This is a genomic window from Mycobacterium lacus (assembly GCF_010731535.1).
Classification (GTDB): Bacteria; Actinomycetota; Actinomycetes; order Mycobacteriales; family Mycobacteriaceae; genus Mycobacterium; species Mycobacterium lacus.
The window spans coordinates 4,677,280-4,700,636 of record NZ_AP022581.1 but is presented as its reverse complement, the minus strand read 5'-3'; the positions used below and the strand labels follow the sequence as shown (position 1 = coordinate 4,700,636).

Sequence of the window (23,357 nt, the reverse complement as noted above, 5' to 3'; positions counted from 1 at the left end):
GGAGGTCCGGATTCTCCCAGGTACTTCAAGGCTCTGGTGGTTCTCCAGTGGTTCACGTCCGTCGAACGTCACACACCAGAACCACTCACGTCGCGATTGCCTCACGATTCGATATCACCACTCTAGTCACATTAATCCCACTCGTACCATCGACCGTGTGGGTTTCATGCCGTGCATGCCACTCAACACATAATCCAAATTGAGGAGACTTCCGTGCCGAACCGACGCCGACGCAAGCTTTCGACAGCCATGAGCGCGGTCGCCGCCCTGGCAGTCGCGAGTCCTTGCGCATATTTTCTTGTCTACGAATCGACCAGCGGCACCAATCCGCCTGAGCACCACGAGTTCAAGCAGGCGGCCAACGTGGCCGACCTGCCCAGTGAGCTGATAGGCGCGCTGTCCCAGGGGCTGTCGCAGTTCGGGATCAACTTGCCGCCAGTGCCCGCCCTGACCGGGACCGGCACCACGACGCCCGGCCTAGGCAGTCCGGGCCTGGGCAGCCCCGGGTTGACCAGTCCGGGCTTGGGCACCTCGGGCCTGACCAACCCTGATCCCACCAACCCGGGCCTCACCAGCCCGGGCCTCACCAACCCGGGCCTCACCAGTCCGGGCCTCACCAGTCCCAGCCCGGGCCTGACGCCCACGACGCCGGGGTCGCTCGCGGCGCCGGGTGCCGCGCTGACCCCGACCCAGGGCGCCGCCGTCAACCCTGCGCTCCCCAACCCCGCGCTCACCAGTCCCGCCGGCGTGACGCCCGGCCTGACCAGCCCGGCGGGCCTGAGCCCGACCGGCGCCGGCCCCAACGAGGTGCCCATCGGATTGGACCCCGGTGCTGACGGCACGTATCCGATCCTCGGCGATACGTCGGGACTGGGCGGCATGCCTGTTTCCAGCCCCGCCAGCACAGGCGGCAGTGGCGGCGGGGGGCTCGTCAACGACTTGATGCAGGCCGCCAATCAGTTGGGCGCCGCTCAGGCCATCGACCTGATCAAGGGCCTGATCATGCCGGCGATCATGCAAGGCGTCCAGAACGGCGCCGCGGCCGCCCCGGCCGCCGGTGCGCCGGCCGCGGCCATACCGGCTGATGCGGCGCCCGCGATACCCGCACCGGCGGCGGCAGCAGCAGCCGCACCGGCAGCTCTCGCCCCGGCAGCGACACCACCGCCGGTGTAGAAAGCCTCGCGATCCTGTCACCCGGGCGGCGCCGCAGAGTCCAGCCGGACCCCGGCACACCATCCAGCAACCGATCCTCTGCGGTGTCGCCGACAGGTTTCCCGGAGTTTCCGCAGCTATGTGCCGTGTCGCCTCATAAGAAACATTAGACACACACGTAACATCGGCTGGTGCCGTCCCGTAGCCGCGCGCCGACGACGTTGCTCACCGCTATCGCCGCCACCGTCGTCATCGTCTTGTGGCTGTCGAACCGGCCGCCCGCGAGCGCCCCTGAGGCACCGCCGCCGCACGACACCCAACTCGCCGAGCGGCCGCTGATCGGGCTTGGCGGCGGAGTCACCCTGCGTGAACTCACCCAAGACACGCCGTTCTCGTTGGTGGCGATGACTGGTGACCTGGCCGGCACGTCCGCCCGCGTTCGAGCCAAGCGTCCGGACGGTTCGTGGGGGCCCTGGTACGAGACCGAATACGAAACCGCGGCGCCGGGCGCCCCCCGGGCGGGGCCGCCCGGCGCCGCTGGGTCTATTGACGGTCCCCGCAGCACCGATCCGGTATTCGTCGGCACCACCACGACCGTCCAGATCGCGGTCACCCGCCCGATCACTGCGCCGGTGACCCAGGCTCCGGGCGAATCGCCGCCGAGCGGATTGGGATACCGTCCAGCGACCAGGGAACAGCCGTTCGGGCAGAACATTTCCGCGATCCTCATCTCGCCGCCGCAGGCGCCGGCGGGAACACAGTGGACTCCGCCCTCCGGGGTCACCATGCCCGGTCAGCCCCCGAGCATCATCAGCCGTGCGGAATGGGGCGCCGACGAGTCGCTGCGATGCGGAAAGCCGCAGTACGACAACGCAGTTCGCGCTGCCGTGATCCATCACACCGCGGGCAGCAACGACTACTCGCCGCTGGAATCCGCCGGGATCGTCAAGGCCATCTACACCTACCACAGCAAGACCCTGGGCTGGTGCGACATCGCATATAACGCGCTAGTGGACAAGTACGGCCAGGTGTTCGAGGGCGCGGCGGGCGGGCTTACCAAAGCGGTCGAAGGGTTCCACACCGGGGGATTCAACCGTGACACCTGGGGCGTGGCCATGATCGGCAACTTCGACGACGTGCCGCCCACTCCGATCCAGATTCGTACCGTCGGCCGGCTGCTCGGATGGCGGCTGGGCATGGACAGCGTGGATCCCAAGGGCACGGTGGGACTGGAGTCAGCGGGCAGCCACTACACCACCATTGCGGCCGGCGTCACGGCGACATTGCCCACCATCTTCACCCACCGCGACGTCGGAAACACCGACTGCCCGGGCAACGCCGCCTACGCGCTGATGGACGAGATTCGAGACATCGCCTCGCATTTCAACGATCCACCCGAGGAGCTGATCAAGGCGCTCGAGGGTGGCGCGATCTATGAGCGCTGGCAGGCGATCGGCGGGATGAACAGCGTGCTCGGCGCGCCCACGTCGCCGGAGTCGGACGCGGAGGGCGGGGCCCGGTACGCGACGTTCGCCAAGGGCGCGATGTACTGGTCGCCCGCCACCGGCGCCGAGCCGGTCACCGGCGCGATCTACGATGCCTGGGCGTCGCTGAGCTACGAACGCGGTCCGCTAGGGCTGCCGACGAGCGCCGAGATCCAGGAGCCGCTGCGGATCACGCAGAACTTCGCGCATGGAACCCTGAACTTCGAGCGGCTCACCGGCGCCGTCACCGAGGTCGTCGACGGGATCTCGGTGCCGTTGTCGGCGCAAGCCCCTAGCGGCCCGAATGTTCCACCCGAACACTTCTCGCTCCCGACGCACCCGCCCAACTAAGACCGGATTACGCTGCCGCGTGTGCCCGAGACACCGTATCTGACGATCGATCTCGCTCGGGTGCGTCGCAACTTCCAGAGGCTGCAGGCCGCCTTGCCCGACGCGCGGATCCGCTACGCCGTCAAAGCGAATCCCGCCGAACCGATCCTGCGCCTGCTCGCCGCCGAGGGGGCCGCGTTCGATATCGCCTCGATCGGCGAGATCGACGTGTGCGAAGCCGCCGGCATCGACGGCCACCTCATGACGTTCGGAAATACCATCCAGAAGCCGTCGTGGGTGGCGCAGGCGCGTTCGCGCGGAGTGCGGCGGTTCACATTCGACACCGAGCAGGGTATGACGACGATCGCGGAGCACGCTGTGGGCGCAAGCGTGGAATGTCGTGTAGCGCCGGCGTTTCCGTCGTCGGTGACGCCGTTCGGCCACAAGTTCGGCTGCCGTCCGGACGAGGCCGCCGGGCTGCTGAATCGCGCCCGACGGCTCGGATTGCGTCCGGAGGGGCTGTGCTTTCATGTCGGCTCACAACAGCTCGACCCGACCGCGTGGGAGCTCGGAATCCGTTGTGCTGCATCGATCTTCGACGCGCTGGGCGACCTCGTCACCGTCAACGCCGGAGGCGGCTTTCCGATCGAGTATGCCGCCGCAGCGCCGGAACTCGAGGCTGTCGCCGAGGTCATCCGTTCCGCGCTGACACGCTATTTCGGCGCGAATCCGCCGCAACTGGTGCTGGAACCCGGGCGGGCGCTCGTGGCCACCGCGGGCACAGTCAGCTCCGAGGTGGTATCGGTGCGGATCGGTACCGATGGCCGCCGCTGGGTATACCTCGACATCGGTCGCTACAGCGGTCTGGCCGAAACGGAGAACGAGTGCATCCGCTACCGGTTGCGGACCAACCGCGACGGCGACCCGGTTGATGACGCCGTCGTGGCGGGGCCGACGTGCGACGGAGACGATGTGCTCTACCAACGGTATCCGCTTGCGGTGACGCTGCGTCCCGGCGATCGCGTCGAGATCGACGACGCCGGCGCGTATACCGTGAGCTACGCGTCGACGTTCAATGGATTCCCGCTTTTGCCAACGTATTTCGAAGGGGCAGATGCGAGGAAAAGCGCGGAGATCACGGAGTCGCTGTCGCGCGGACTCACTCGAAATTGGCGCCTCTCCGAGGTCCTCTGCGACGTGCGTACCGGATTCCAGCATGTGGTGATCGGACGAACGGAACAGGGCATCGCGTTGTTCAGCGACTCCGAACGCCAGAGCACCGAGTTCAGCCAGCTCGTCTATCATGAGGCGCTGTTGGTGCCGGCGCTGTTGCTGGCGGAAAACATCGATCGTGTGCTCGTCATCGGCTCCGGCGAGGGGGTGGTGAGCCAGCTGGCGGCATCCGCCGGGGCAACCCACATCGATCACGTCGACATCGATCGCGAAGCGGTGCGGCTGTGCGCCGAGCATCTGCCCTACGGCTACACTTTCGACGAATTACTCAGGGCGGAACGAGGACTCGGCCCGATCACCGTGCACTACGGCGACGGCTGGGAGTTCGTGGACCGCTGCACCGCGTCATACGACATCGTCGTGGTCGACCTTCCCGACGAGCGAACCGGGCCCGCACAGCACAACCGGCTCTACGACGCCGACTTTCTCGAAAGGTGTCGCAACATCGGTCAGGTCGTCGTCGGCCAGGCCGGCTGCCCGGCACTGTGGCGCAACGAATCGCTGCGCCGATCTTGGCGGCGCTTTCACGAAACCTTCGACACCGTCGTCTATTTCGGCAGCGACGAGCACGAATGGGCGTTTCTGTCGGGCCTGTCGGGTGCCGTTTGTGAAGCCCCGGTCGCGATGATGTCGGCTCGACTACCGACACTGTCCTACAGACCGCGCACCATCGACGCCGACTCGTTGATCGCGTCCACGGTCCCGCCCAAGTCGCTGCGGGATAGCTCGTGAGCAACGGGGCGGTCGGTCTTGCTCGGCTGACGCTGGCCCGCGGACTGTTTTCGGCGGGTAATGCAGCGATCGCGGTCGTCTGGGGATACGCCGTCTTCGTCATCAATAATTCGGCATTCCTCACCGGGCTCCTGGACACCGGCTACACCTTGGCGTTCGCGGCTGCTTCCTCTTGGTTGACGATCCGCCACCAACTGCTGGCGGCCCGCACCTCGATCGTGGTGAATGGGCTGATATCTGCGACGGTCACGGCGGCGGTCGGGCTGTTGACCGCGTTGAACGACTACGTCTGGCTGCTGCTCCTCGTCGTCGTGATCGGCGTGGGAACCGGTGTGAACTACCCGGCCTGGTTCGCGCAGCTGCGCCGCGGTCGTGACGGTAATGAGTTACATGGACAGATCGGGACCTATGAGTCCTTCCGCGTCGTTGCTGTCCTTAGCGGAACGGCCGGTGGTGGCCTGTTGGCCCACGTGCTGGGCCTGAAACCGACGACCTTGCTGATCGCCGTCGCCTTTGCTACCGGTGGCCTGCTGGCGCTGACGTTCCCGAGATCTGACGGCCTCCCAGCGCCGGACCAGCCGGCGACCCCTGCCAAAACATCCGAAGCGGTGGTGGCGGTCAATCACCGAGTCCGGCTGCTATTCGGACTGTTGGCCGCCTTGCAGCTGATGCTGGCTCCGATCATCGCAGTGACGCCGGTGCTCGCCGTGGAGGGCGTCGACGGCGGCGTCGCGCACGTGGGCATGCTGTCCGCATTGTACGGAGCGGGAAGTGTCCTGCAGTTCGTCACGACAAAGGCGGCGGCGCACGGTGCCGGCGTCCGCATGCTGGTGTCGGCGACCCTGGCGCTGATGCTGGCCTGCGCGGTCTTGGCGGCGGTGTTGCGCACCGTGGCGGGCGCCGCGCTGTTGATGGTCTCGTTCGGCTTCGGGGTCTCGTCGATTGGCACGCTGATCAACGCCGAGATCCAATCGTCGGTCCACGAGTCGGTGCGGGATAAGCGCGTCTCTACCTACGCGCTCATCTTCTCGATACCGCTCGCCGTCGGCAGCGGTGTGTGGGGACTGGCCGCCGACTTCGTGGCGGTGCCGATCATCGCGATCATCGCAACCATTTTGACCGCTCTCATCGCGATCCTGTTGCTGGTCGTTTGGCGGCAAGTCAGCGGCCGGTGGGGTCGATCAGGGTAATCCGGGCCAGTCGGCCAAATAGGCCACCGACGGCGAGTCATCTCCGTGCACGTCACTGAGCGCGAACCCCATGGAACGCAGTTCGTGGACTTCCCAATCGTGGGTGACGTAGCAGGTGCCGTTTCCAGCGTCATCGTGCAACACCACTATGCCGTCCGCCCCGGGGTCGAGATGAGCAAGCCGCTGTCGTTCGACGTCGGACAGCTCGCGGCGGCGGTCCGGACGCGCTCGCCGTAGCAGCCAGTCAAGCGAATGTGTGGTGAAGTAGAACGCTCCACCCGGCCGCAGCACCCGAGCCACCTCGCCCAAAATCCGGGTACGGGTAGGCGGATCCGCGTAGTCCAACCCGTTGAACGGGAAACACACCAGGTCAAAACCGCCGTCGGCGAGGGGTAACTGGGCCGCGTCGGCGACCAGCACCGTCGCCCGGCCCCACGTGCGTTGCACCGCACGCCGGGCCAGTTCGGGGATCACCTCCACCCCGACATAGCGGCCGGCGCGGCGCCCGAACGCGAACCAGGTGCGACCGGTGCCCACACCCAGGTCGAGGATCCGAAGCCGAGTCCAGCTGAAGTCGAAGCGTCGCAGCAGGGCGCGCTCGTGATCGTCGAGGTCCCAGCGGTCCGGCCCCGCGAAAGATCGGCGACCACCAGCCGGCGCTTCGGCCTTTCGGGACATCCGCGCAACTTAGCATTAACGCGTTGCCGTCGGTGTGATTGTGCGCGGCCGCCTTCGTTTGCAATACGTTCAACTGATCGATAGTATCTACAGGTCACAGTGTCATCCGGTCATGGTCGCGGCAAGGAAACCACCCCTCACGAACAACGAAAACGAGTTTGTCGACATCAACGTCTCGCCTACCTCCGACAAGAGCGCCGAAGGCGTTTGGCCGGAGCGGTACTAGCTAGCTAGTAGGCCTTAATTCCGTTGGTTCGGCGCTTGTAGTCGCTGCTTGTGAATACATGTGCAATTTGACCATCGATATCTACCTAAGTTGATTGCTATGGTGCTCTCTGCGCCAGGCACCAGGCCGCGGCTAATAGTGAGGAGAACAAAATGGAAGAGCAGGAATTCGTCGACGTCACCGTCTCACGTACCTCCGACGAGAGCGCCGAAGCCGTTTGGATGGAATGGCGGTAGAGCTTAATCCCGCTGCCGCCCGTGGGTTAGCTGCCGGCGGCAGCGGGATGCTCCTCAACACGGAGCGTATTGCCCGCATCTTTGGCGGGGAATCACCCATGATCGCCGTCGATATCCCTGACTTGGTCGACTGGTTGAACAGCTCCGGTGTTTCCGCTATCCCGCTTGCCGAGGTCATGTCGGTCACCGCGGGCGCCGTGGTCGCCGTCAGCGCCACCCCCGAGACGGTCGGGCTGGCCCTCAAATCGCAGCCGGGGGTCCGCAAGATCCACGTGGTGCAATCGGTACACAGCGGCGACACCCACACCGTTGCCTACACCATCGAGCACCTGCTAGCTTCCGACCCCTTTGTCTGTACGCAGCGCCAGGCTGACATCGCCGCCGCCATCAAGTCGTCCGGCGGGCGCATCATGTTCACCGGAGTCGGCACCGACTTGACGGTCCGATCCCGCGGCCGGGCCGGTTTGATCCACCTCGATGACCCGATCATCAAACCCGGGGAGTGCCTGTCCGCCCACTCGTTCTTCGAGATCGGGCTGGCGAACCTCAGGGCGGACGAGAACAGCGCGTTTCTGGTCAATGGCCACTGCCGGGCCAACGGCATGATCGCGTCACGGGACTCCGAGTTGCGCGCCGGGCCCGAACCGGCGGAGTGGGTTGAGCACCGTCACCAGATCGCCCGTACCGGTATGGACCTTCATATCAGGGACAACCAGCTCGCCGAATGTCGGCTCGATGGACGCGACATCAAGGACGACATCGCGCGGTGGACCCGCGACTACGGTCTGCGCATCACCGAGTGCTCCATCGGCACCAATGCCCAAGTGCTAACGGGAGCGGACTGGTCACTCAACTCGTTGATGAACGAGGGCGCCCAGGGCATCCACGTCGGCTTCGGCCGACCGGTCGACGGCATCCACTTCGACTTCATCTGTCCCGAGGTCGCTCTGGTCACCGGGTGACCGGTCCACGATGACGCCTACCGTCTTTGCCCTGCAGTCGGTGCTCGGCACCACCGATTGTCAGTTCGTGGCAGACCCCGCCCGTCGGACCCGTTGGCTGCCCGATGAAACCTCCCGGTCGCTGTGGCAGCGGTTGTCGGTGCGTGCCGCCGAACTCGAAATCGATTGGGTGACTGGGGCGGAGGCGTGCCTCGAACCGCCACTGGATCTTGGCCCCATCCTCCTCAACCGCCTGTCACCGGCCAATGCCGCGGTCCGCCGGTTCGGTCTGCTGGACGGGTATCGGAGGATGATGTCGGTGGTGGTGTTGCTGGCCGCCTTGGGTGGTGAGGCGCAGTCTCGCGGCGACTCGGTGGGGGCGGCCCGAATCCGCGACAAGTACCTGATCAATAGGTATGCCCAGCGTTCCGGTGATCGGTGGCGCCTGATCCCCTCGCCCACGGACGCCGACGGCTGGGAGCAGTTGATGACGGGCCACGGCGGGCCGACGGAATTGCTGCTTCCCGCTGCCGAAAGCGTGGCCGGCTGGTATTCGAGCGCCCCCGAGCGGGAGGTTGCGGCGGCAACCTACCGGCTGGAGCGCGCAGTCGCGGGCTGGACCAGCGTTGAGGAACACGTCGCTCCCGACGCTTAGCCGACGGGTCTCCGAAACCCTTTACCGCCCGAAATACTGATCGCGCTGCGCCTGCCCTTCGACGGGATTCTTGTTCCCCCACCCCGTTACGGCAACCAGAGACACCACATTGTCAGCCCATTCGACGTCACGATCGTCGGCGCGCCCTTCTCGGGGATGGCTCCGCTGCCGATCGACTACCTGCCCCAACAGCTCGCCAAGGCAATCACGCCCGCGGCGCAGCCGGGTCGGCATCAAGGCTCAGAGAATCGCCACTGCCACCACGATCCCCAGCGCGAACTGAGCCGCGGCCACGATGCGTGACTCGTAGCTGAACTCGTCGGCCCGGAATAACGCGTCCATGTCGATGCCGAGCACCAAGGTCGCGATCCGCATCATCACCACCTGCGCGGCGATCCCCACCAGACCAAAGACCGCCGAAGCCACCAGCCCTTCGACCAGCTTTCCCGACGACGAGTAGATCGCCAGCACCACAATGAGTGCCATGCTGACCATTCCGGCGGCAGCCACCACGATCGCATTGGGCTTTCCGGCCTTGACCATCGCGCGCAGTGGTCCCGGTGTGGTGAGGTTGATGGCGTAGAACCCGATCATCATGAGCACCAATCCGAGGATCGCGTACAAGACGACGGCGCCGACCCCGTGACCGAGCCGATACCAGTAATCCGACTGCAGCGCCGCGATGGTTGTCGTCATCGATGATCAACTCCGTTCTTGGTGAAAGGTCATTTCGCAGCAATTCGGTGCGGGACGAAAGCCGCGCCGTCGTCGGTCACCAGTCCGGCAGTTTCCCGGATGCCGAGCCCGGCCGACGAGTCGCCGACGATCCAGGCGCCCAAGGCCGGCCGCATGTCGTCGAATTGAGGCAGCGGGTCCAGTAATTGGTACACGAAGCCCTCTTCGCCGTAGACGCCGCCGGTGGCGGTCTGGAAGCCGGCGCCAACGATGGTGACGTTCGCGCCTTCCCGGCCCAGCTTGGGTTTGCGGACGTATTCGGTGAGCTCGTGCGGGTCGTCGATGTATGCGGGCAGCAGGTTGGGATGACCCGGGTACATCTCCCACAGCACCGCCAGGATCGCCTTGTTCGACAGCAGGGTCTTCCACAGCGGCTCGATCCACATCGTCTGCGGCAGACTCGCCACCACGTGTTGGCCGAACTCGTCCTCGAGCACCCACTCCCAGGGGTGCAGTTTGAAGATCGCCTGAATCTGGGCCTCTTCCAGGTCGACGAACCGCTGCAGGGCGGCATCCCAACCGACGTCCTCGATCATCAAGCCGATGGTCGCAAAACCCGCCTCCGCCGCGGTCTCTTGCATGTAGGTCGTCGTGATCTGGTCCTCACCCGTGGCTTCCACACCGGACCAGGTGAAGTGCAACTCGTTGCCGGGCAACACATCCCGTAGCTGCTTCCAGCGGTCGACCAGCTGTTCGTGCAGCGAGTTCCACTGGTCGTCACCGGGGAACTTGTCTTTGACCCAATACCACTGCAAGATCGCGGCTTCGAGCAGGGTGGTCGGCGTGTCGGCGTTGTACTCGAGCAGCACCGCCGGCCTGCGCCCGTCATAACGTAAGTCGAAGCGGCCGTAGACGTGTGGGTCGCTGCGGCGCCATGATTCGGCAATCGGCTGCCAACTCCATTCCGGCAGACCGAAATCCGCATACCGCTCCATCAGGATCACCTGCTCGACGGCGTTCAGGCACATCGAATGCAGCAGTTCGACGTCGGCTTCCAGTGCCAGGATCTCGTCCATCTCGAATTCGTAGTAGACCGACTCATCCCAGTACGGCCGGTCCGCGCCGCGCGCGTCACGTGCCGGCGTTCCGTACACCAGCCCTTGCGATTCGACGATCGATCGCCATTTCGGCCGGGGCGCTGCCCGGCAGCGCCTCACGAGCCACCACCCTTGCCGCCGAGCTTGCCGCCAAGGCCGCCGCGCTGAATGGTGGTGCCCGACTTCGTGGTGATCGTCGCTCCCTTGGGCGCGACCGTCGTTCCGCCGATCGGCCGCGAACCTACCGACCCCGAGCTGCCGTAGTAGTACCGGTATTGATGTCCGCCGTAGAAAAAGAAGCCGCTGAGGCCCGGGGTGTGACCGGTGCAGTAGCTGTCGGGGACGATCATGGGCTGACCGTTGGGGTCGTCCTGCACGCATTGAGCGGTGACGGTGGGCGACGACAGCGCCCAGTACCCCAGGGCGGCAACGACACCCACCACCCCGACGGCGGCCGCGGCGCCCATCAACACACGTTGCTGCCGACGCCGCTTGGCTTCGGCCTCCAGTCGCGCCTGCTCGATCTCCCGCTGCTTCTTGGTGAACTTTTCCCGCGCGCGTAACTCGGCGGGCGTCGGAGGGCGCGGTCGCGTCGTCTCCGCATCCTGGTATTCGATGCTGCCGCCGGATGGGTACTCGCCGGGTTCGTCGTGTTCCGACTCGTCGGCCGGCGGCGACGGTTCCACGCCCTCGGGTTGCTGACCCGGCCCCGCGTTGTCTTCCTCCGATGCCATCAGCGCGCAGTGTCCCACACTGCCGGTCCAGCCACAGCTACAACCACCGTTCCAGCACCCGCGCGACGCCGTCGTCGGTGTTGGGGGCGGTGACCTCGTTGGCGGCGGCCAGCGCGTCGGGATGCGCGTTACCCATCGCCACGCCAAGACCGGCCTGCAGCAGCATCGGCACGTCGTTGGGCATGTCGCCGAATGCCACCATCTCTGCGTTGGCGATCCCCAGCGGCCGGGCGACCTCGTGCACCCCGGTGGCCTTGCTGATGCCCATCGGCACAATCTCCACCAGTCCGTTGTTGGTGGAGTAGGTGATATCGCCCTCGATCCCCACATGCTTGGCCAACTCGGCGGCCATGTCCGCGCTTGCGGCACCGGCCTTGCGGATCAGCAGCTTGATCGCCGGCGCGCTGAGCAGGTCTTCGAACGACACCTCGGTGTTGTCCGGGTTGAGCCACGCGTGCTCGTAGCCGGGCGAGCTGATGAACTGCGGGGTCGCCGTGTCGTGCGCGCGGTCGCCGATCCGTTCGACGGCCAACCCGACACCCGGGATGACCCGCATCGCGATCTCCGCCAACTGCTCCAAGACGTCGACCGCCAGCGTGTGGGCCGACACCACCCGGTCGGTCTCGGGGTCGTAGATGACGGCCCCGTTCGCGCACACCGCCATCGGCGCGAACCCGAGTGCCTCGACGACCGGCCGAATCCAGCGCGGCGGGCGGCCGGTGGCCAGAATGAAGTGCGCACCCGCAGCGACCGCGGCGCGCACGGCGTCACGGGTGCGCGGGGTGACCTTTTCGTCGTCGTCGAACAAGGTACCGTCGACGTCACAGGCGATGAGCGCCGGCCCTGTAGGAAGAGGGGGCTGAATTGTCACTGAGGCGGTTCGCCTTTCGCAGTTGGCGGCCGTCGTCAGCGTGATCCGCTTTGGGTGCGCCCGGGTCGCCGCGTCACCCCGTCGTGCCCGTATTTCTTTCTCCGCTCGGCCAATTCAGCCAACCAGATCGCCCTGGACTCATCCGGGCTCGGCGCGGTGCCACCCAGCCGGCGCGGCACCCAGTGCTCCCCCTGCGGATGCGGATACTCCTCCTGCACCCGGTAGAGCAACGAATTCATCGCTTGGCGCAGCGCCGAATTGAGCTGCTCGGCGTTTCCCCGCGGCGGCAGCGCCGGGCCGGCGGCCACGGTGATCGGCACCTTGTTACGGAACAGTTTCTTCGGATGACCTTTGGGCCAAATCCGCTGTGCGCCCCAAACGATCAGGGGAACGATCGGCACCTGCGCCTCCAGCGCCATCCGGGCCGCCCCGGATTTGAATTGCCGCAGTTCGTAACTGCGGCTGATGGTGGCCTCGGGATGCAGCCCGATGAGCTCGCCCTCCCGCAGCCGCTGCACCGCCACCGCGTAGGCGTCGGCCCCGTCGCTGCGGTCCACCGGTATCAGCTGGGCGTGCTTGATCACATAGTTAACCGCTCTGACCTCCTGCATTTCGGCCTTGATCATGAAGCGCAGCCGCCGTCGGCGCTCGTACGCGGCGATCGACGCGGGAATCCAGTCCACATAGCTGGTGTGATTGAGGGCGATCACCGCGCCGCCGCGCTCGGGAATGTTCTGCAGGCCGTGGAACGTGATCTTGTTTCCATTCGCCGCAACGATCGTCGGAACAAGCAGCTCCATCATCCGAAAAAACGGTTCGGCCATGTCCCTCACTCCTTTCCCCGGAGGCCACCACTACCGCGTCTGATGCGGGATACGGCTGGCGGCCCTGGCCGCCAGCTCGGCCGCCTCCATCCGAGCCGCCTCTTCCATCGTCGGGGCGCCCCCGCCGAGCCGGCGCGGCACCCAGTACGCTCCGGCCGGATGGGGATAGTCCTGCTGGGCGCGACGCAGCAACGTCGTCATCGACGCGCGCAGCCCCGCCTCAGTCGCCGAGATGTCATCGGCGGCGCGCATGGGCGTGCCGACCGCCACCGTGATCGGCACCTTCTTGCGGCCCAATTGCCTCGGATGGTCCTTGGTCCAGATCCGTTGAGCACCCCAAACGATCACGGGCACGATGGGAACTTCGGCTTCGCGCGCCATCCGGGCGGCCCCCGTCTTGAACTCCTTGAGCTCGAAGCTGCGGCTGATCGTGGCCTCCGGGTAGACCCCGACCAGCTCGCCTTCGCGCAACCGTTGCACGGCCACGGCATAGGCGCCGGCGCCGGCGCCCCGGTCCACCGGGATGGTCCGGGTGCGTTTGATCAAAAAGTTGACCACCCTCACCCGCTGCATCTCGGCCTTGATCATGAACCTCATCCGGCGGCGCCGGCGCTTCATCGCCAACGCGGCCGGTAGCCAGTCGACGTAGCTGGTGTGGTTGATGGCGATCACGGCGCCACCGCGCTCGGGGACGTTTTCCTCGCCGAGGTAGGTGATCCGGCTTCCGGTTGCCAGGACGATCAACTGTGCCAGGATCTCGAGGGTGCGATAGGTTGGCTCCGCCATCGGGTCCCTACTCCGACACCCCGGCAGGACCGGCCCGCTGAGCCCGGCGCGCCGCCCTTATCTCCGCCTCCTCGGCGTCCAAGCGGGCCGCCTCCGCGAGTGACGGCGCGCCACCGCCCAGGCGGTGTGGCACCCAGAACTCACCGGCCGGATGGGGCCCGTACTGTTCCTGTGCGCGTTCCAGCAGATGCTGCATCCGCGAGTGCAGCAGGCCGTTCAGCTCGGCGGTGGCCAACGTCGGCTCGATCGGTTCCCCGACCAGGATCGTGATCGGAACCTTTGGGCGAAATAGTTTCTTGGGGTGGTCTTTGGTCCAGATCCGCTGCGCACCCCAGACGATGTGCGGAACGATCGGCACCCCTGCCTCGACCGCCATCCGGGCGGCCCCCGTCTTGAATTCCTTGATCTCGAAGCTACGGCTGATCGTCGCTTCGGGGTAGACGCCAACGAATTCGCCGTCTTTGAGCATCCGGACCGCTGCTTCGTAGGAAGCGGCCCCGTCTTGCCGGTCCACCGGGATGTGGCGCAGGCTGCGCATGATCGGACCGGTGATCTTGTGGTCGAAGACCTCCTGCTTGGCCATGAAGCGCACCCTGCGCCCAAGCCCCTGTTTGTAGGCGGGCAAACCCGCGAACGTGAAGTCGAGATAGCCGGTGTGGTTGATGGCGATGACGGCGCCCCCGCTGGTAGGCAGGTTTTCCACCCCGATGACGGTGAGCTTCAGCCCCTGTATGCGCCACATCAAGCGGGCAAGCTGAATGACAGTCCCGTATACAGGTTCCACAGCAGCTCAGCCTAGTGCTCCGGGCTGTGAGCCGCCTGAACTGAGGAAAACAGGAACGGTGTCCTTCCCGTCATCCCCTCTGCCGGTGCCCGCGGTGGTCAGCCGGTTTTCCGCGGGCCGGCCCGTGCGCGCGGTGTGGGTCAACGAGTTGGGCGCCGTCACCTATCGGGTGGGCGCCGCCACCTCTAACAGCGAGTTCATCAAGGTCGGCAAGTGCGGCGCCACCGACTTTGCTGCCGACTTTGCCGACGAAGCGCGCCGGCTGCGCTGGGCGGCGCCCTACGTTGCGGCGCCGCCGGTGCTCGGTGCCGGCCTGGACGGAGACTGGGCGTGGCTGCGCACCGCCGGGCTGCCCGGCGTGTCCGCGGTGCACCCGCGCTGGCAGGCGTCGCCCGATGCGGCGGTGCGAGCGATCGCCGCCGGGCTACGCACGCTGCATGACAGCTTGCCGGTCTCGTCCTGCCCGTTCGACTGGTCGGCCGCCAGCCGGCTGGCACGGGTGGCGCCGGCCCGACGGGCGAGCCTGGGCGAGCCGCCGCCGGTCGAGAAGCTGGCGGTCTGTCACGGCGACGCATGCTCGCCCAACACACTGATCGGCAACGACGGCCGCTGCTGCGGACACGTCGACTTCGGCGACCTCGGCGTGGCCGATCGGTGGGCCGACCTGGCGGTGGCGACGCTGTCGTTGCGCTGGAACTATCCCGGTCGTGGCCGGGACGCCGAGTTCTTCGCCGCCTACGGCGTCGAGCCCGACCTGGCGCGCATCGAGTACTACCGGCGGCTGTGGCAGGCCTCGGACAATACCTGAGCCGACACCTCGGGCTAAGCTCGTGGCGGCACTGTAACCGCCAAAAGGGCCCCAGAAAGGTATTTGTGCAGGTCACGAGCGTAGGCCACGCCGGCTTCCTGATCGAGACCCACGCGGGCAGCATCCTGTGCGACCCCTGGGTCAACCCCGCCTACTTCGGCTCCTGGTTCCCCTTCCCGGACAACAGCGCGCTGGACTGGGACACGCTGGGCAACTGCGACTACCTGTATGTCTCGCACCTGCACAAGGATCACTTCGACGCCAAGCACCTGCGGGCGCACGTCAACAAGGACGCGATGGTGCTGCTGCCCGACTTTCCGGTGCCCGACTTACGGAATGAGCTGCAGAAGCTGGGGTTTCACCGGTTCTTCGAGACCACCGACTCGGTCAAGCACCGGATCGACGGACCCGAGGGCCATCTCGACGTGATGATCATCTCCCTGCGGGCCCCCGCCGACGGCCCGCTCGGCGACTCGGCGCTGGTGGTTTCCGACGGCGAGACAACGGCTTTCAACATGAACGACGCGCGCCCGGTGGATTTGGACGTGCTGGCGTCGGAGTTCGGCCATGTCGACGTGCATATGCTGCAGTACTCCGGGGCGATCTGGTACCCGATGGTCTACGACATGCCTGCCCGCGCCAAGGAGGCGTTCGCCACGCAGAAACGGCAGCGGGGAATGGACCGCGCGCGCCAGTACGTCACCCAGGTCGGTGCGACCTGGGTGGTGCCGTCGGCCGGGCCGCCGTGCTTTTTGGACCCCGAATTGCGCCACCTCAACGACGACCGCGGGGAGCCGGCCAACATCTTCCCGGACCAAATGGTGTTCCTGGACCAGATGCGCGCCCACGGCCACGACCGGGGCCTGCTGATGATTCCCGGGTCGATCGCGAATTTCACCGGTGCGAGGCTGAATTCACTGAACCATCCGCTGCCCATCGACCAGGTCGAGGCCATCTTCACCACCGGCAAGGCCGCCTATATCGCCGATTATGCCGACCGGATGGCGCCGGCGCTCGCGGCGGAGAAGGCGAGCTGGGCCCCCGCTGCCGGCGAGACGCTGTTGGAGCCGTTGCGCGCACTGTTCGAGCCGATCATGCTGCAGAGCGACGAGATCTGCGACGGCATCGGCTACCCCGTCGAACTTGTCATCGGCCCCGAAACGGTGATCCTGGACTTTCCGAAACGAGTTGTGCGCGAACGGATTCCCGACGAGAAATTCCGGTACGGGTTCGCGATCGAACCGGAGCTGGTGCGCACCGCGCTGCGCGACGAGGAACCGGATTGGGTCAACACCATCTTCTTGTCCACCCGTTTCCGGGCCTGGCGCGTCGGCGGCTACAACGAATACCTGTACACGTTTTTCAAGTGCCTGACCGATGAACGGATCGCCTACGCCGACGGCTGGTTCGCCGAGACTCACGATGATTCGGCATCGATCACGCTGGACGGCTGGGAGATCCAGCGCCGCTGCCCCCACCTCAAGGCCGACCTCTCGAAATTCGGTGTGGTGGAAGGCAACACGCTGACCTGCAACCTGCACGGGTGGCAATGGTGCTTGGACAGCGGCCGCTGCCTCACCTCACGGGGGCATGAGCTTCGGAGCGCGCGGCGATGATGCCGTTTTACGACGACGGCGTGATCCAGCTGGACCGGGCCGCACTCACCTTGCGTCGCTACCACTTTCCTTCCGGCACATCGAAGGTCATCGCGCTGGACAGGATCCGCGGCTACAAGGCCGAGCCGCTTGGCCTGTTCCTGGTCCGGTTCAACCTTTGGGGCAGCCCCGACTTGCGGCGTTGGCTTCCGCTGGACATGTACCGACCCCTCAAATCGACGTTGGTCACCCTCGACGTACCCGGCGAGCGCCCGCAACCCGCCTGCACCCCGGCCCGTCCGGACGACTTCACCGCATTGCTGGACGAATTCCTAGCCTAGCCACCCGCCGAACGTGAACCGACGGCGAGATTCGGCCGGCGCCATTTTTCGCACTCAGACCACGCTCGGCGAAAGGCTAGAGGTCAGCCAGCGCCGCACGACCGGCGTTGTAGCCGGGGATGAACGTGATCCCCGGGCCACCGTGGCATCCCGCACTGCCCAGATACAGCCCCGCAAGCGGTATCGGCTGGCCGAGAAAGCCTTTCGGGCCGGGCCGGTTGGGACCGATCTGGTCCGGGTTCAGCAGTCCATGGCAGTAGTCGCCCCCCGGAGCGCCGAACATCACGCCCATGTGCTTGGGCGTGAAGGTGGTGTGCCGGACGATGCTGCGTTCGAAATTCGGCGCCAATCGGGTGATCTTGTCGATCACCCGCCGCCCCATTTCGACCTTTGCCGGACCATAACCTGCCTTGCCTGCCGAGTCGGCCCCACCCTCGATCGGGAACCACAGCGCGAACGCCGATGCGGCGTGCTTACCCGCGGGCGCCAGGTGCGGATCGTGCACCGAGGGGACCTGCAACACGAGCGTCGGATCGGCCGGCACGATCCCACGTCGACAATCTTCCCACTGGCGCTGGACTTCCTCCGGGGTGCAGAAGATGCCTATCGACGCCTGCATGCTCGGCTCGTTGAGCGCCTCGTAGGGCGCCGCGAAACAGGGGGCCTCGTCCAGGGCGAAGTGCATCTGCAAGTAGCTGCCGCGGTGGTCGATGCGCGAATAGCGGTCCCGGATGTCGCACGGCAGCGCCGCGGGATCGATCAACTCGTTGACCGTGACGTCAGGCGCGATGGCGGAGACCACGATCGGGGCGCCCAAGGTGTCGCCGGCCTCGGTCCGCACCCCGCGCACCCGGCCGTTAGCGACGAGGATCTCGGTCACCTTGGAACGCAACCGGAGGTCGCCGCCGTTGCTCTGCAGCAGTCGGGCCAGATGCTCGGTGAGCGCGCCGATGCCGCCGCGCAGCTTCTTCATCTGCACGAAGTCCCCATCGGGAATCCCCAGCCCAAAGGCGAGCGCGGCGGCGCTGCCCGGCATGGCCGGCCCGCGATAGAGGGTGTTGACGGCCAGCACGGTCATCGAGCCGCGCAGGGCGCCGTGCTTCTCGCGGTCCGGGAAGTAGCGGTCCAAGACGTCGGTGACCGAGCCGAACAACATGTCGTCGATCGCGGAGCGTTCGAATTCATTTGTGGCACAGGCATACATCTCGTCGAAGGTCTTCGGCGGCGTGCCCGCCTCGAACCTGCCCAGCGCCCGTGTCGGCGCCTGGCTCCACGCCAACAGCCCCGCCATTCCGGTGACCGCGTCCGCCCCGTGCACCTCGCCCAGGTGGGCGAACATCTTCATCGGGTCGGTGTATTGGACCAGTGGATCGTCCCCGACACCGCGCAGGGCTACCGACATGACGTCCACGTCGACGGTGGGCAGGGTGTCCAGGCCCAGTTCGCCGAGGACCGCGGCGGACGTCGGGAACTGCACCGATCCAGCGATCTCGAACCGGTAGCCGTCGAACAACTCCACCGTGGAGGCCATGCCGCCGGCGTAGCGCTTGGCTTCCAGGCACACGGTCCGCAGCCCCGCCCGCTGCAGGAGCACCGCCGCGGTCAGGCCGTTATGCCCGGCGCCGATGACTATTGCGTCGAACCCCGTCTCAGATTTAGACATGCTCCCAGCCCTCCGAAAGGCAGGCTGGCACGCACCCACAGTTTTGTCAATCATGACGAAACCGGTCCGGCGTCCCAGGCCTCGGTGATCCCCGCTCGCAGCGCCTCCAGCGCCACGTGGCACACCCGCGCCAACTCTCCCAGCGATCGATCGCTACCGACCATCCAGAACTCCATCGCACCGAAAACCGCGGCCGCGATGCAGCGAGCTGTCACGGCGGCCCGCAACCGGGCATCCCGTGTCTGATTCGCTGTGCAGCTACGTCGGCGCAGCTGTGCGGCAATAGCGTCCGCGAAGTCGGCCTGGACTTCCTGGATGTGCCGCACGATGCGGCCCGGCTCGAGCTCGTTGCCCCTTAGCGCGGCGATTTTCGTCACGGCCTCAACGTCATAGGGAAACGCGAAGATGGCCGATCGCACGGAATCGATGATCGATTCATCGGCCGGCCTGGCGTCCAGCGCGGAACGAAACCAGTTCAATCCGGTGTAGTCGGCAAACAATAGATCGTGCTTGGAGCTGAAGTGGCGATAGAACGTTCGCAGCGACACCCCGGCGTCCGCCGCGATCTGTTCGGCGGAGGTGTCCTCCACACCCTGAGCCAGGAACCGCACCGATGCGGCCCGGATCAGCGCCTCCCGGGTGCGCTCGCTGCGCGCCGTGTGCGCGGGCCTGACCATGCCAGTAAGGTACCAGCACAAGTTCTGTCAATATTGACAAAACTGCAAGCCGCGGTGACACTGCGGCCATGGTCTCGCTACTCGTCCACGCACTACTCGGGCTCGCCGTCATCGGCTGGATCATCGCGTCGAACCCCAAGGCCTTCGCCCGGCCGGCCACGGGGCCGTTGTTCTCGCCGCTGGAATGCGTGTACTACGTCGCCGGCATCGCGTCGATCGCGCTGGGCTGGTATTTCAACATTCGCTTCGTGCGGGAGTACTCAACCGGCACCACCAACCCGATCTGGGGGCCCGGCAGCTGGGCCGACTACATCCGGCTGATGTTCACCAACCCGGCCGCCTCTTCGGCCAGCCAGGACTACACGATCGCCAATGTGATTCTGCTGCCGCTGTTTTCCATCGTGGACGGCTACCGGCGGGGTCTACGCCGACCGTGGCTGTACTTCGTGAGCAGCCTGTTCACCAGCTTTGCCTTCGCGCTCGCCTTTTACTTCGCCACCGTCGAACGGCAACGCCGCCTAAGTTAGTTGCGTGAGCAGACGTAAAAGCCCCCAATTTCGTACCGAAATGGGGGCTTTTGCGTCTGCTCACGCGGAGGCCGGCTCCAGCAGCTCGGTGCCGACGTAGGGGACCAGCGCCTCGGGCACCCGCACACTGCCGTCGGGCTGCTGGTGATTCTCCAGGATCGCAACCAGCCACCGGGTGGTGCCCAGCGTGCCGTTGAGGGTGGCCGCGATCTGCGGCTTGCCGTTCGCGTCCCGGTAGCGCGTCGCCAGCCGGCGCGCCTGAAAGGTGGTGCAGTTCGACGTCGAGGTCAGCTCGCGGTAGGTCCCCTGCGTCGGGACCCACGCCTCGCAGTCGAACTTGCGGGCCGCCGACGAGCCGAGATCGCCCGCGGCCACGTCGATGACCCGATACGGCACCTCGATGCGCGCCAGCATCTCGCGCTGCCAGCCCAGCAGCCGCTGGTGTTCGGCCTCGGCGTCGGCCGGTGCGCAGTAGACGAAGCCCTCCACCTTGTCGAATTGGTGCACCCGGATGATGCCGCGGGTGTCCTTGCCGTGACTGCCGGCCTCGCGGCGAAAACACGACGACCAGCCCACGTACCGCAGCGGCCCGCCGGACAGGTCCAGGATCTCGTCGGCGTGATAGCCGGCCAGCGGCACTTCGGAGGTGCCCACCAGGTAGAGATCGTCCACCCGATACACCTCCTCGGCGTGGGCACCCAGGAATCCGGTGCCCGACATCACCTCCGGGCGCACCAGCACCGGCGGGATCATCGGGATGAAGCCGTTGTCGACCGCCAGCCGCAACGCCAGCTGCAGCAGGCCCAGTTGCAACAGCGCGCCCCGGCCGGTGAGGAAGTAGAACCGCGACCCGGACACCTTGGCGCCGCGCCGCATGTCGATCAGACCCAGCGACTCGCCGAGTTCCAGGTGATCCCGTGGGTGCTGGATCGCCCGGGGTTCGCCGACGACGTCGAGGACCGCGTAGTCGTCCTCCCCGCCGGCGGGGACCCCCTCCAGGACGACGTTCGAGATCGCCATGTGCGCCGCGGTGAAGGCCACCTCGGCCTCGGCCTGGTCCGCTTCGGCGGCCTTGACCTGCTCGGCGAGTTCCTTGGCGCGCGCCAACAGCGCCGGGCGCTCGTCGGCCGACGCGGCGCCCACGGTCTTGCTGGCGGTCTTCTGTTGGGCGCGCACGGCATCGGCGGCCGAAATCGCGGCCCGGCGGGCGGCGTCGGCCGTCAGCAACGCGTCCACCAGCGCCGGGTCTTCGCCACGACTGACTTGAGAACGGCGCACGACCTCGGGGTCTTCCCGCAGCAGCTTAAGGTCGATCACGGCCGCAAGACTACTTTCGGCTCCCCGGTCAGACGTCAGACGGCCCACCCCGAGCCCCGATCTCACATCTGCAACATTTGTCACGCGGCCGCATTGGCCTGCAAGAATGGAACGGATGTCCGACACGCCCCCGATAGAGGCTGCACCAGCTAGCCCCGCGCCGCCGGCCGGGTTCCGGTGGCCGCGCGGCTTACAGGCGTCCGCGACCAGGCGAGCGCTGCTGCTCACCGCGCTGGGCGGCCTGTTGATCGCCGGGTTGGTCACCGCGATTCCCGCCGTTGGTGCCGGGCCGGGGCGATTGGCCGGCTACATCCACACAAATCCGGTGCCCAATGCCGGTACCAAGAGCAACGCCGCCTTCAACCGCGCCACCAGCGGTGATTGCCTGATGTGGCCGGAAAGCGCGCCGGAGGCGGCAAGCATCGTGCGCTGCACCGAGGACCACCGGTTTGAGGTCGCCGAGTCCATCGACATGCGGACCTTCCCCGGCTCCGAATACGGGCCCAACGCCGCGCCCCCGTCCGCGGCCCGCATTCAGCAGATCAGCCAGGAGCAGTGCGAGGCAGCCGTGCACCGCTACCTCGGCACCAAGTTCGACCCCAACAGCAAGTACAGCGTCAGCATGCTGTGGTCCGGTGATCGGGCGTGGCGCCAGGCTGGCGAGCGCCGCATGTTGTGCGGCCTGCAGCTGCCCGGCGCCAACAACCAACAGGCCGTGTTCAAGGGCAAGGTCGCCGACATCGACCAGTCCAAGGTCTGGCCGACCGGCACCTGCTTGGGCATCGACACGGCCACCAACCAACCGATCGACGTCCCGGTCGACTGCGCGGCGCCGCACGCGATGGAGGTCACCGGCACCGTCAATCTGGCCGAGAAGTTCCCCAACGCCCTGCCGGCCGAACCCGAGCAGGACACCTACATCAAGGACGCCTGCACCCGCATGACGGATGGCTACCTGGCGCCCATCAAATTGCGCACCACCACGCTGACGCTGATCTACAGCACCCTCTCGATGCCCAGCTGGTTTGCGGGCAGCCGCGAGGTCGCCTGCAGCATCGGCGCGACGCTGGGCAACGGCGGTTGGGCCACCTTGGTGCACAGCGCCAAGGGGGCGCTGTTGATCAACGGCCAGACGCCGGTACCGCCGCCCGACATTCCCGAGGAGCGGCTCAACCTGCCACCGATACCCCTTCAGCTTCCGGCGCCCAGCGCCCCGGCCGATGCCGTCCCGACCATGCCACCGGGCAATCAGCATCTCCCACAACAGCCGGTGGTCACGCCCTCCCGGGCACCCGCGTCCCCGGCCACGCAAGCACCGTCGTCCCCGGCCACCCAGGCACCGCCGGGGAACCCGCCGCCCCCGCAGGACGGCGACGCGCCGCCACCACCCGAAGCCCCGGCACCCGCAGCCGCCGAACCCCCACCGGCGGGCTAGCCGGGTGGCCGTGCGGATGGACCCGCAGCGGTTCGAAGAATTGGTCTCCGACGCGCTGGACCTGATCCCACCCGACCTGGCGGCCGCGATGGATAACGTCGTCGTGCTGGTCGCCGACCGGCACCCGGAGGACAGCGACCTGCTCGGGCTGTATGAAGGGGTGGCGTTGACCGAGCGCGACTCCGACTATTCCGGAGCGCTGCCGGACGCCATCACGATCTACCGCGACGCGTTGCTGGATGTCTGCGAATCCGACGACGAGGTCGTCGAGCAGGTGGCGATCACGGTGATCCATGAAATCGCCCACCACTTCGGGATCGACGACGACCGCTTGGACGAACTGGGCTGGGCCTAGAAATCCTCGGT

Annotated in this window: 23 protein-coding genes; 12 read left to right on the top strand and 11 right to left on the bottom strand. The window is 66.5% G+C overall.

The window, feature by feature from the left end; all coding sequences use genetic code 11:
• Positions 1–213: 213 nt before the first annotated feature.
• The 4 genes from G6N24_RS25150 (at position 214) to G6N24_RS21680 (ending at position 6,121) form a co-directional block, all read left to right on the top strand.
• The gene (locus G6N24_RS25150; protein ID WP_232070636.1) at positions 214–1,173 is read left to right on the top strand and encodes a hypothetical protein; all 960 of its coding nucleotides are present in this window, start codon (positions 214–216) and stop codon (positions 1,171–1,173) included.
• A gap of 170 nt (positions 1,174–1,343) precedes the next feature.
• Positions 1,344–2,987 (top strand): LGFP repeat-containing protein, encoded by a 1,644-nt coding sequence (locus tag G6N24_RS21695; RefSeq protein WP_179963451.1) that lies wholly within the window; start codon positions 1,344–1,346, stop codon positions 2,985–2,987.
• A 21-nt stretch (positions 2,988–3,008) separates the two neighbouring features.
• Entirely contained in the window at positions 3,009–4,931 is a 1,923-nt protein-coding gene (locus G6N24_RS25145; protein ID WP_085162721.1) for a spermine/spermidine synthase domain-containing protein, read from the top strand.
• Positions 4,928–6,121, top strand: coding sequence for an MFS transporter (locus G6N24_RS21680; protein ID WP_085162720.1), 1,194 nt, complete (start codon positions 4,928–4,930; stop codon positions 6,119–6,121). Before G6N24_RS25145 ends, G6N24_RS21680 begins: the two co-directional genes overlap by 4 nt.
• Here the strand turns inward: G6N24_RS21680 and G6N24_RS21675 are convergent.
• Positions 6,113–6,799: a class I SAM-dependent methyltransferase gene (locus G6N24_RS21675; RefSeq protein ID WP_085162719.1), complete on the bottom strand. Its 687-nt coding sequence runs from the start codon at positions 6,797–6,799 to the stop codon at positions 6,113–6,115. The genes G6N24_RS21680 and G6N24_RS21675 overlap by 9 nt on opposite strands.
• 452 nt (positions 6,800–7,251) lie before the next feature.
• On the opposite strand from G6N24_RS21675, the gene G6N24_RS21670 reads away from it, so the two are divergent.
• Entirely contained in the window at positions 7,252–8,223 is a 972-nt protein-coding gene (locus G6N24_RS21670) for a hypothetical protein (protein ID WP_139822609.1), read from the top strand.
• A gap of 10 nt (positions 8,224–8,233) precedes the next feature.
• Positions 8,234–8,857: a hypothetical protein gene (locus G6N24_RS21665; protein WP_085162717.1), complete on the top strand. Its 624-nt coding sequence runs from the start codon at positions 8,234–8,236 to the stop codon at positions 8,855–8,857.
• A gap of 240 nt (positions 8,858–9,097) precedes the next feature.
• On the opposite strand, the gene G6N24_RS21660 is transcribed toward G6N24_RS21665, so the two are convergent.
• The 7 genes from G6N24_RS21660 to G6N24_RS21630 are packed head-to-tail and all read right to left on the bottom strand — an operon-like array spanning position 9,098 to position 14,628.
• The gene (locus tag G6N24_RS21660; RefSeq protein ID WP_085162716.1) at positions 9,098–9,553 is read right to left on the bottom strand and encodes a DUF350 domain-containing protein; all 456 of its coding nucleotides are present in this window, start codon (positions 9,551–9,553) and stop codon (positions 9,098–9,100) included.
• Positions 9,554–9,582: 29 nt separating this feature from the next.
• Complete coding sequence (locus tag G6N24_RS21655; protein WP_085162715.1) at positions 9,583–10,749, bottom strand: glutathionylspermidine synthase family protein; 1,167 nt, start codon at positions 10,747–10,749, stop codon at positions 9,583–9,585.
• On the bottom strand, positions 10,746–11,363 hold the full coding sequence (locus G6N24_RS21650; protein ID WP_232070635.1) for a hypothetical protein: 618 nt from the start codon (positions 11,361–11,363) through the stop codon (positions 10,746–10,748). Before G6N24_RS21650 ends, G6N24_RS21655 begins: the two co-directional genes overlap by 4 nt.
• Before the next feature lie 37 nt (positions 11,364–11,400).
• The gene (locus G6N24_RS21645) at positions 11,401–12,228 is read right to left on the bottom strand and encodes an HAD family hydrolase (RefSeq protein WP_139822612.1); all 828 of its coding nucleotides are present in this window, start codon (positions 12,226–12,228) and stop codon (positions 11,401–11,403) included.
• Positions 12,229–12,269: 41 nt separating this feature from the next.
• Entirely contained in the window at positions 12,270–13,058 is a 789-nt protein-coding gene (locus G6N24_RS21640) for a lysophospholipid acyltransferase family protein (RefSeq protein WP_085162713.1), read from the bottom strand.
• A 30-nt stretch (positions 13,059–13,088) separates the two neighbouring features.
• Positions 13,089–13,844, bottom strand: coding sequence for a lysophospholipid acyltransferase family protein (locus tag G6N24_RS21635; protein WP_085162712.1), 756 nt, complete (start codon positions 13,842–13,844; stop codon positions 13,089–13,091).
• Between the two features lie 7 nt (positions 13,845–13,851).
• The gene (locus tag G6N24_RS21630; RefSeq protein ID WP_085162711.1) at positions 13,852–14,628 is read right to left on the bottom strand and encodes a lysophospholipid acyltransferase family protein; all 777 of its coding nucleotides are present in this window, start codon (positions 14,626–14,628) and stop codon (positions 13,852–13,854) included.
• A gap of 58 nt (positions 14,629–14,686) precedes the next feature.
• Here G6N24_RS21630 and G6N24_RS21625 point away from each other — a divergent pair, with 58 nt between their 5' ends.
• The 3 genes from G6N24_RS21625 (at position 14,687) to G6N24_RS21615 (ending at position 17,372) form a co-directional block, all read left to right on the top strand.
• Entirely contained in the window at positions 14,687–15,436 is a 750-nt protein-coding gene (locus G6N24_RS21625; protein WP_085162710.1) for a phosphotransferase, read from the top strand.
• 65 nt (positions 15,437–15,501) lie between these two features.
• Positions 15,502–17,052, top strand: coding sequence for an MBL fold metallo-hydrolase (locus G6N24_RS21620; protein WP_085162709.1), 1,551 nt, complete (start codon positions 15,502–15,504; stop codon positions 17,050–17,052).
• Positions 17,049–17,372 carry a hypothetical protein gene (locus G6N24_RS21615; protein WP_085162708.1) on the top strand — a complete coding sequence of 108 codons (324 nt, stop codon included), beginning with the start codon at positions 17,049–17,051 and terminating at the stop codon, positions 17,370–17,372. The genes G6N24_RS21620 and G6N24_RS21615 overlap by 4 nt, the downstream gene beginning before the upstream one ends.
• Before the next feature lie 76 nt (positions 17,373–17,448).
• On the opposite strand, the gene G6N24_RS21610 is transcribed toward G6N24_RS21615, so the two are convergent.
• Together G6N24_RS21610 and G6N24_RS21605 are read right to left on the bottom strand one after the other, a co-directional pair.
• On the bottom strand, positions 17,449–19,035 hold the full coding sequence (locus tag G6N24_RS21610; RefSeq protein ID WP_085162707.1) for a phytoene desaturase family protein: 1,587 nt from the start codon (positions 19,033–19,035) through the stop codon (positions 17,449–17,451).
• 50 nt (positions 19,036–19,085) lie between these two features.
• The gene (locus G6N24_RS21605) at positions 19,086–19,712 is read right to left on the bottom strand and encodes a TetR/AcrR family transcriptional regulator (RefSeq protein WP_085162706.1); all 627 of its coding nucleotides are present in this window, start codon (positions 19,710–19,712) and stop codon (positions 19,086–19,088) included.
• Positions 19,713–19,780: 68 nt separating this feature from the next.
• On the opposite strand from G6N24_RS21605, the gene G6N24_RS21600 reads away from it, so the two are divergent.
• On the top strand, positions 19,781–20,239 hold the full coding sequence (locus G6N24_RS21600; RefSeq protein ID WP_085162705.1) for a DUF2834 domain-containing protein: 459 nt from the start codon (positions 19,781–19,783) through the stop codon (positions 20,237–20,239).
• A gap of 60 nt (positions 20,240–20,299) precedes the next feature.
• Here the strand turns inward: G6N24_RS21600 and serS are convergent, their stop codons facing one another.
• On the bottom strand, positions 20,300–21,556 hold the full coding sequence (serS, locus tag G6N24_RS21595) for a serine--tRNA ligase (protein ID WP_085162704.1): 1,257 nt from the start codon (positions 21,554–21,556) through the stop codon (positions 20,300–20,302).
• Between the two features lie 115 nt (positions 21,557–21,671).
• Between serS and G6N24_RS21590 the strand changes: the two genes are divergently transcribed.
• Positions 21,672–22,991 (top strand): septum formation family protein, encoded by a 1,320-nt coding sequence (locus tag G6N24_RS21590; protein ID WP_139822608.1) that lies wholly within the window; start codon positions 21,672–21,674, stop codon positions 22,989–22,991.
• 4 nt (positions 22,992–22,995) lie between these two features.
• The gene (locus G6N24_RS21585) at positions 22,996–23,346 is read left to right on the top strand and encodes a metallopeptidase family protein (RefSeq protein WP_085162702.1); all 351 of its coding nucleotides are present in this window, start codon (positions 22,996–22,998) and stop codon (positions 23,344–23,346) included.
• Positions 23,347–23,357: the final 11 nt, after the last annotated feature.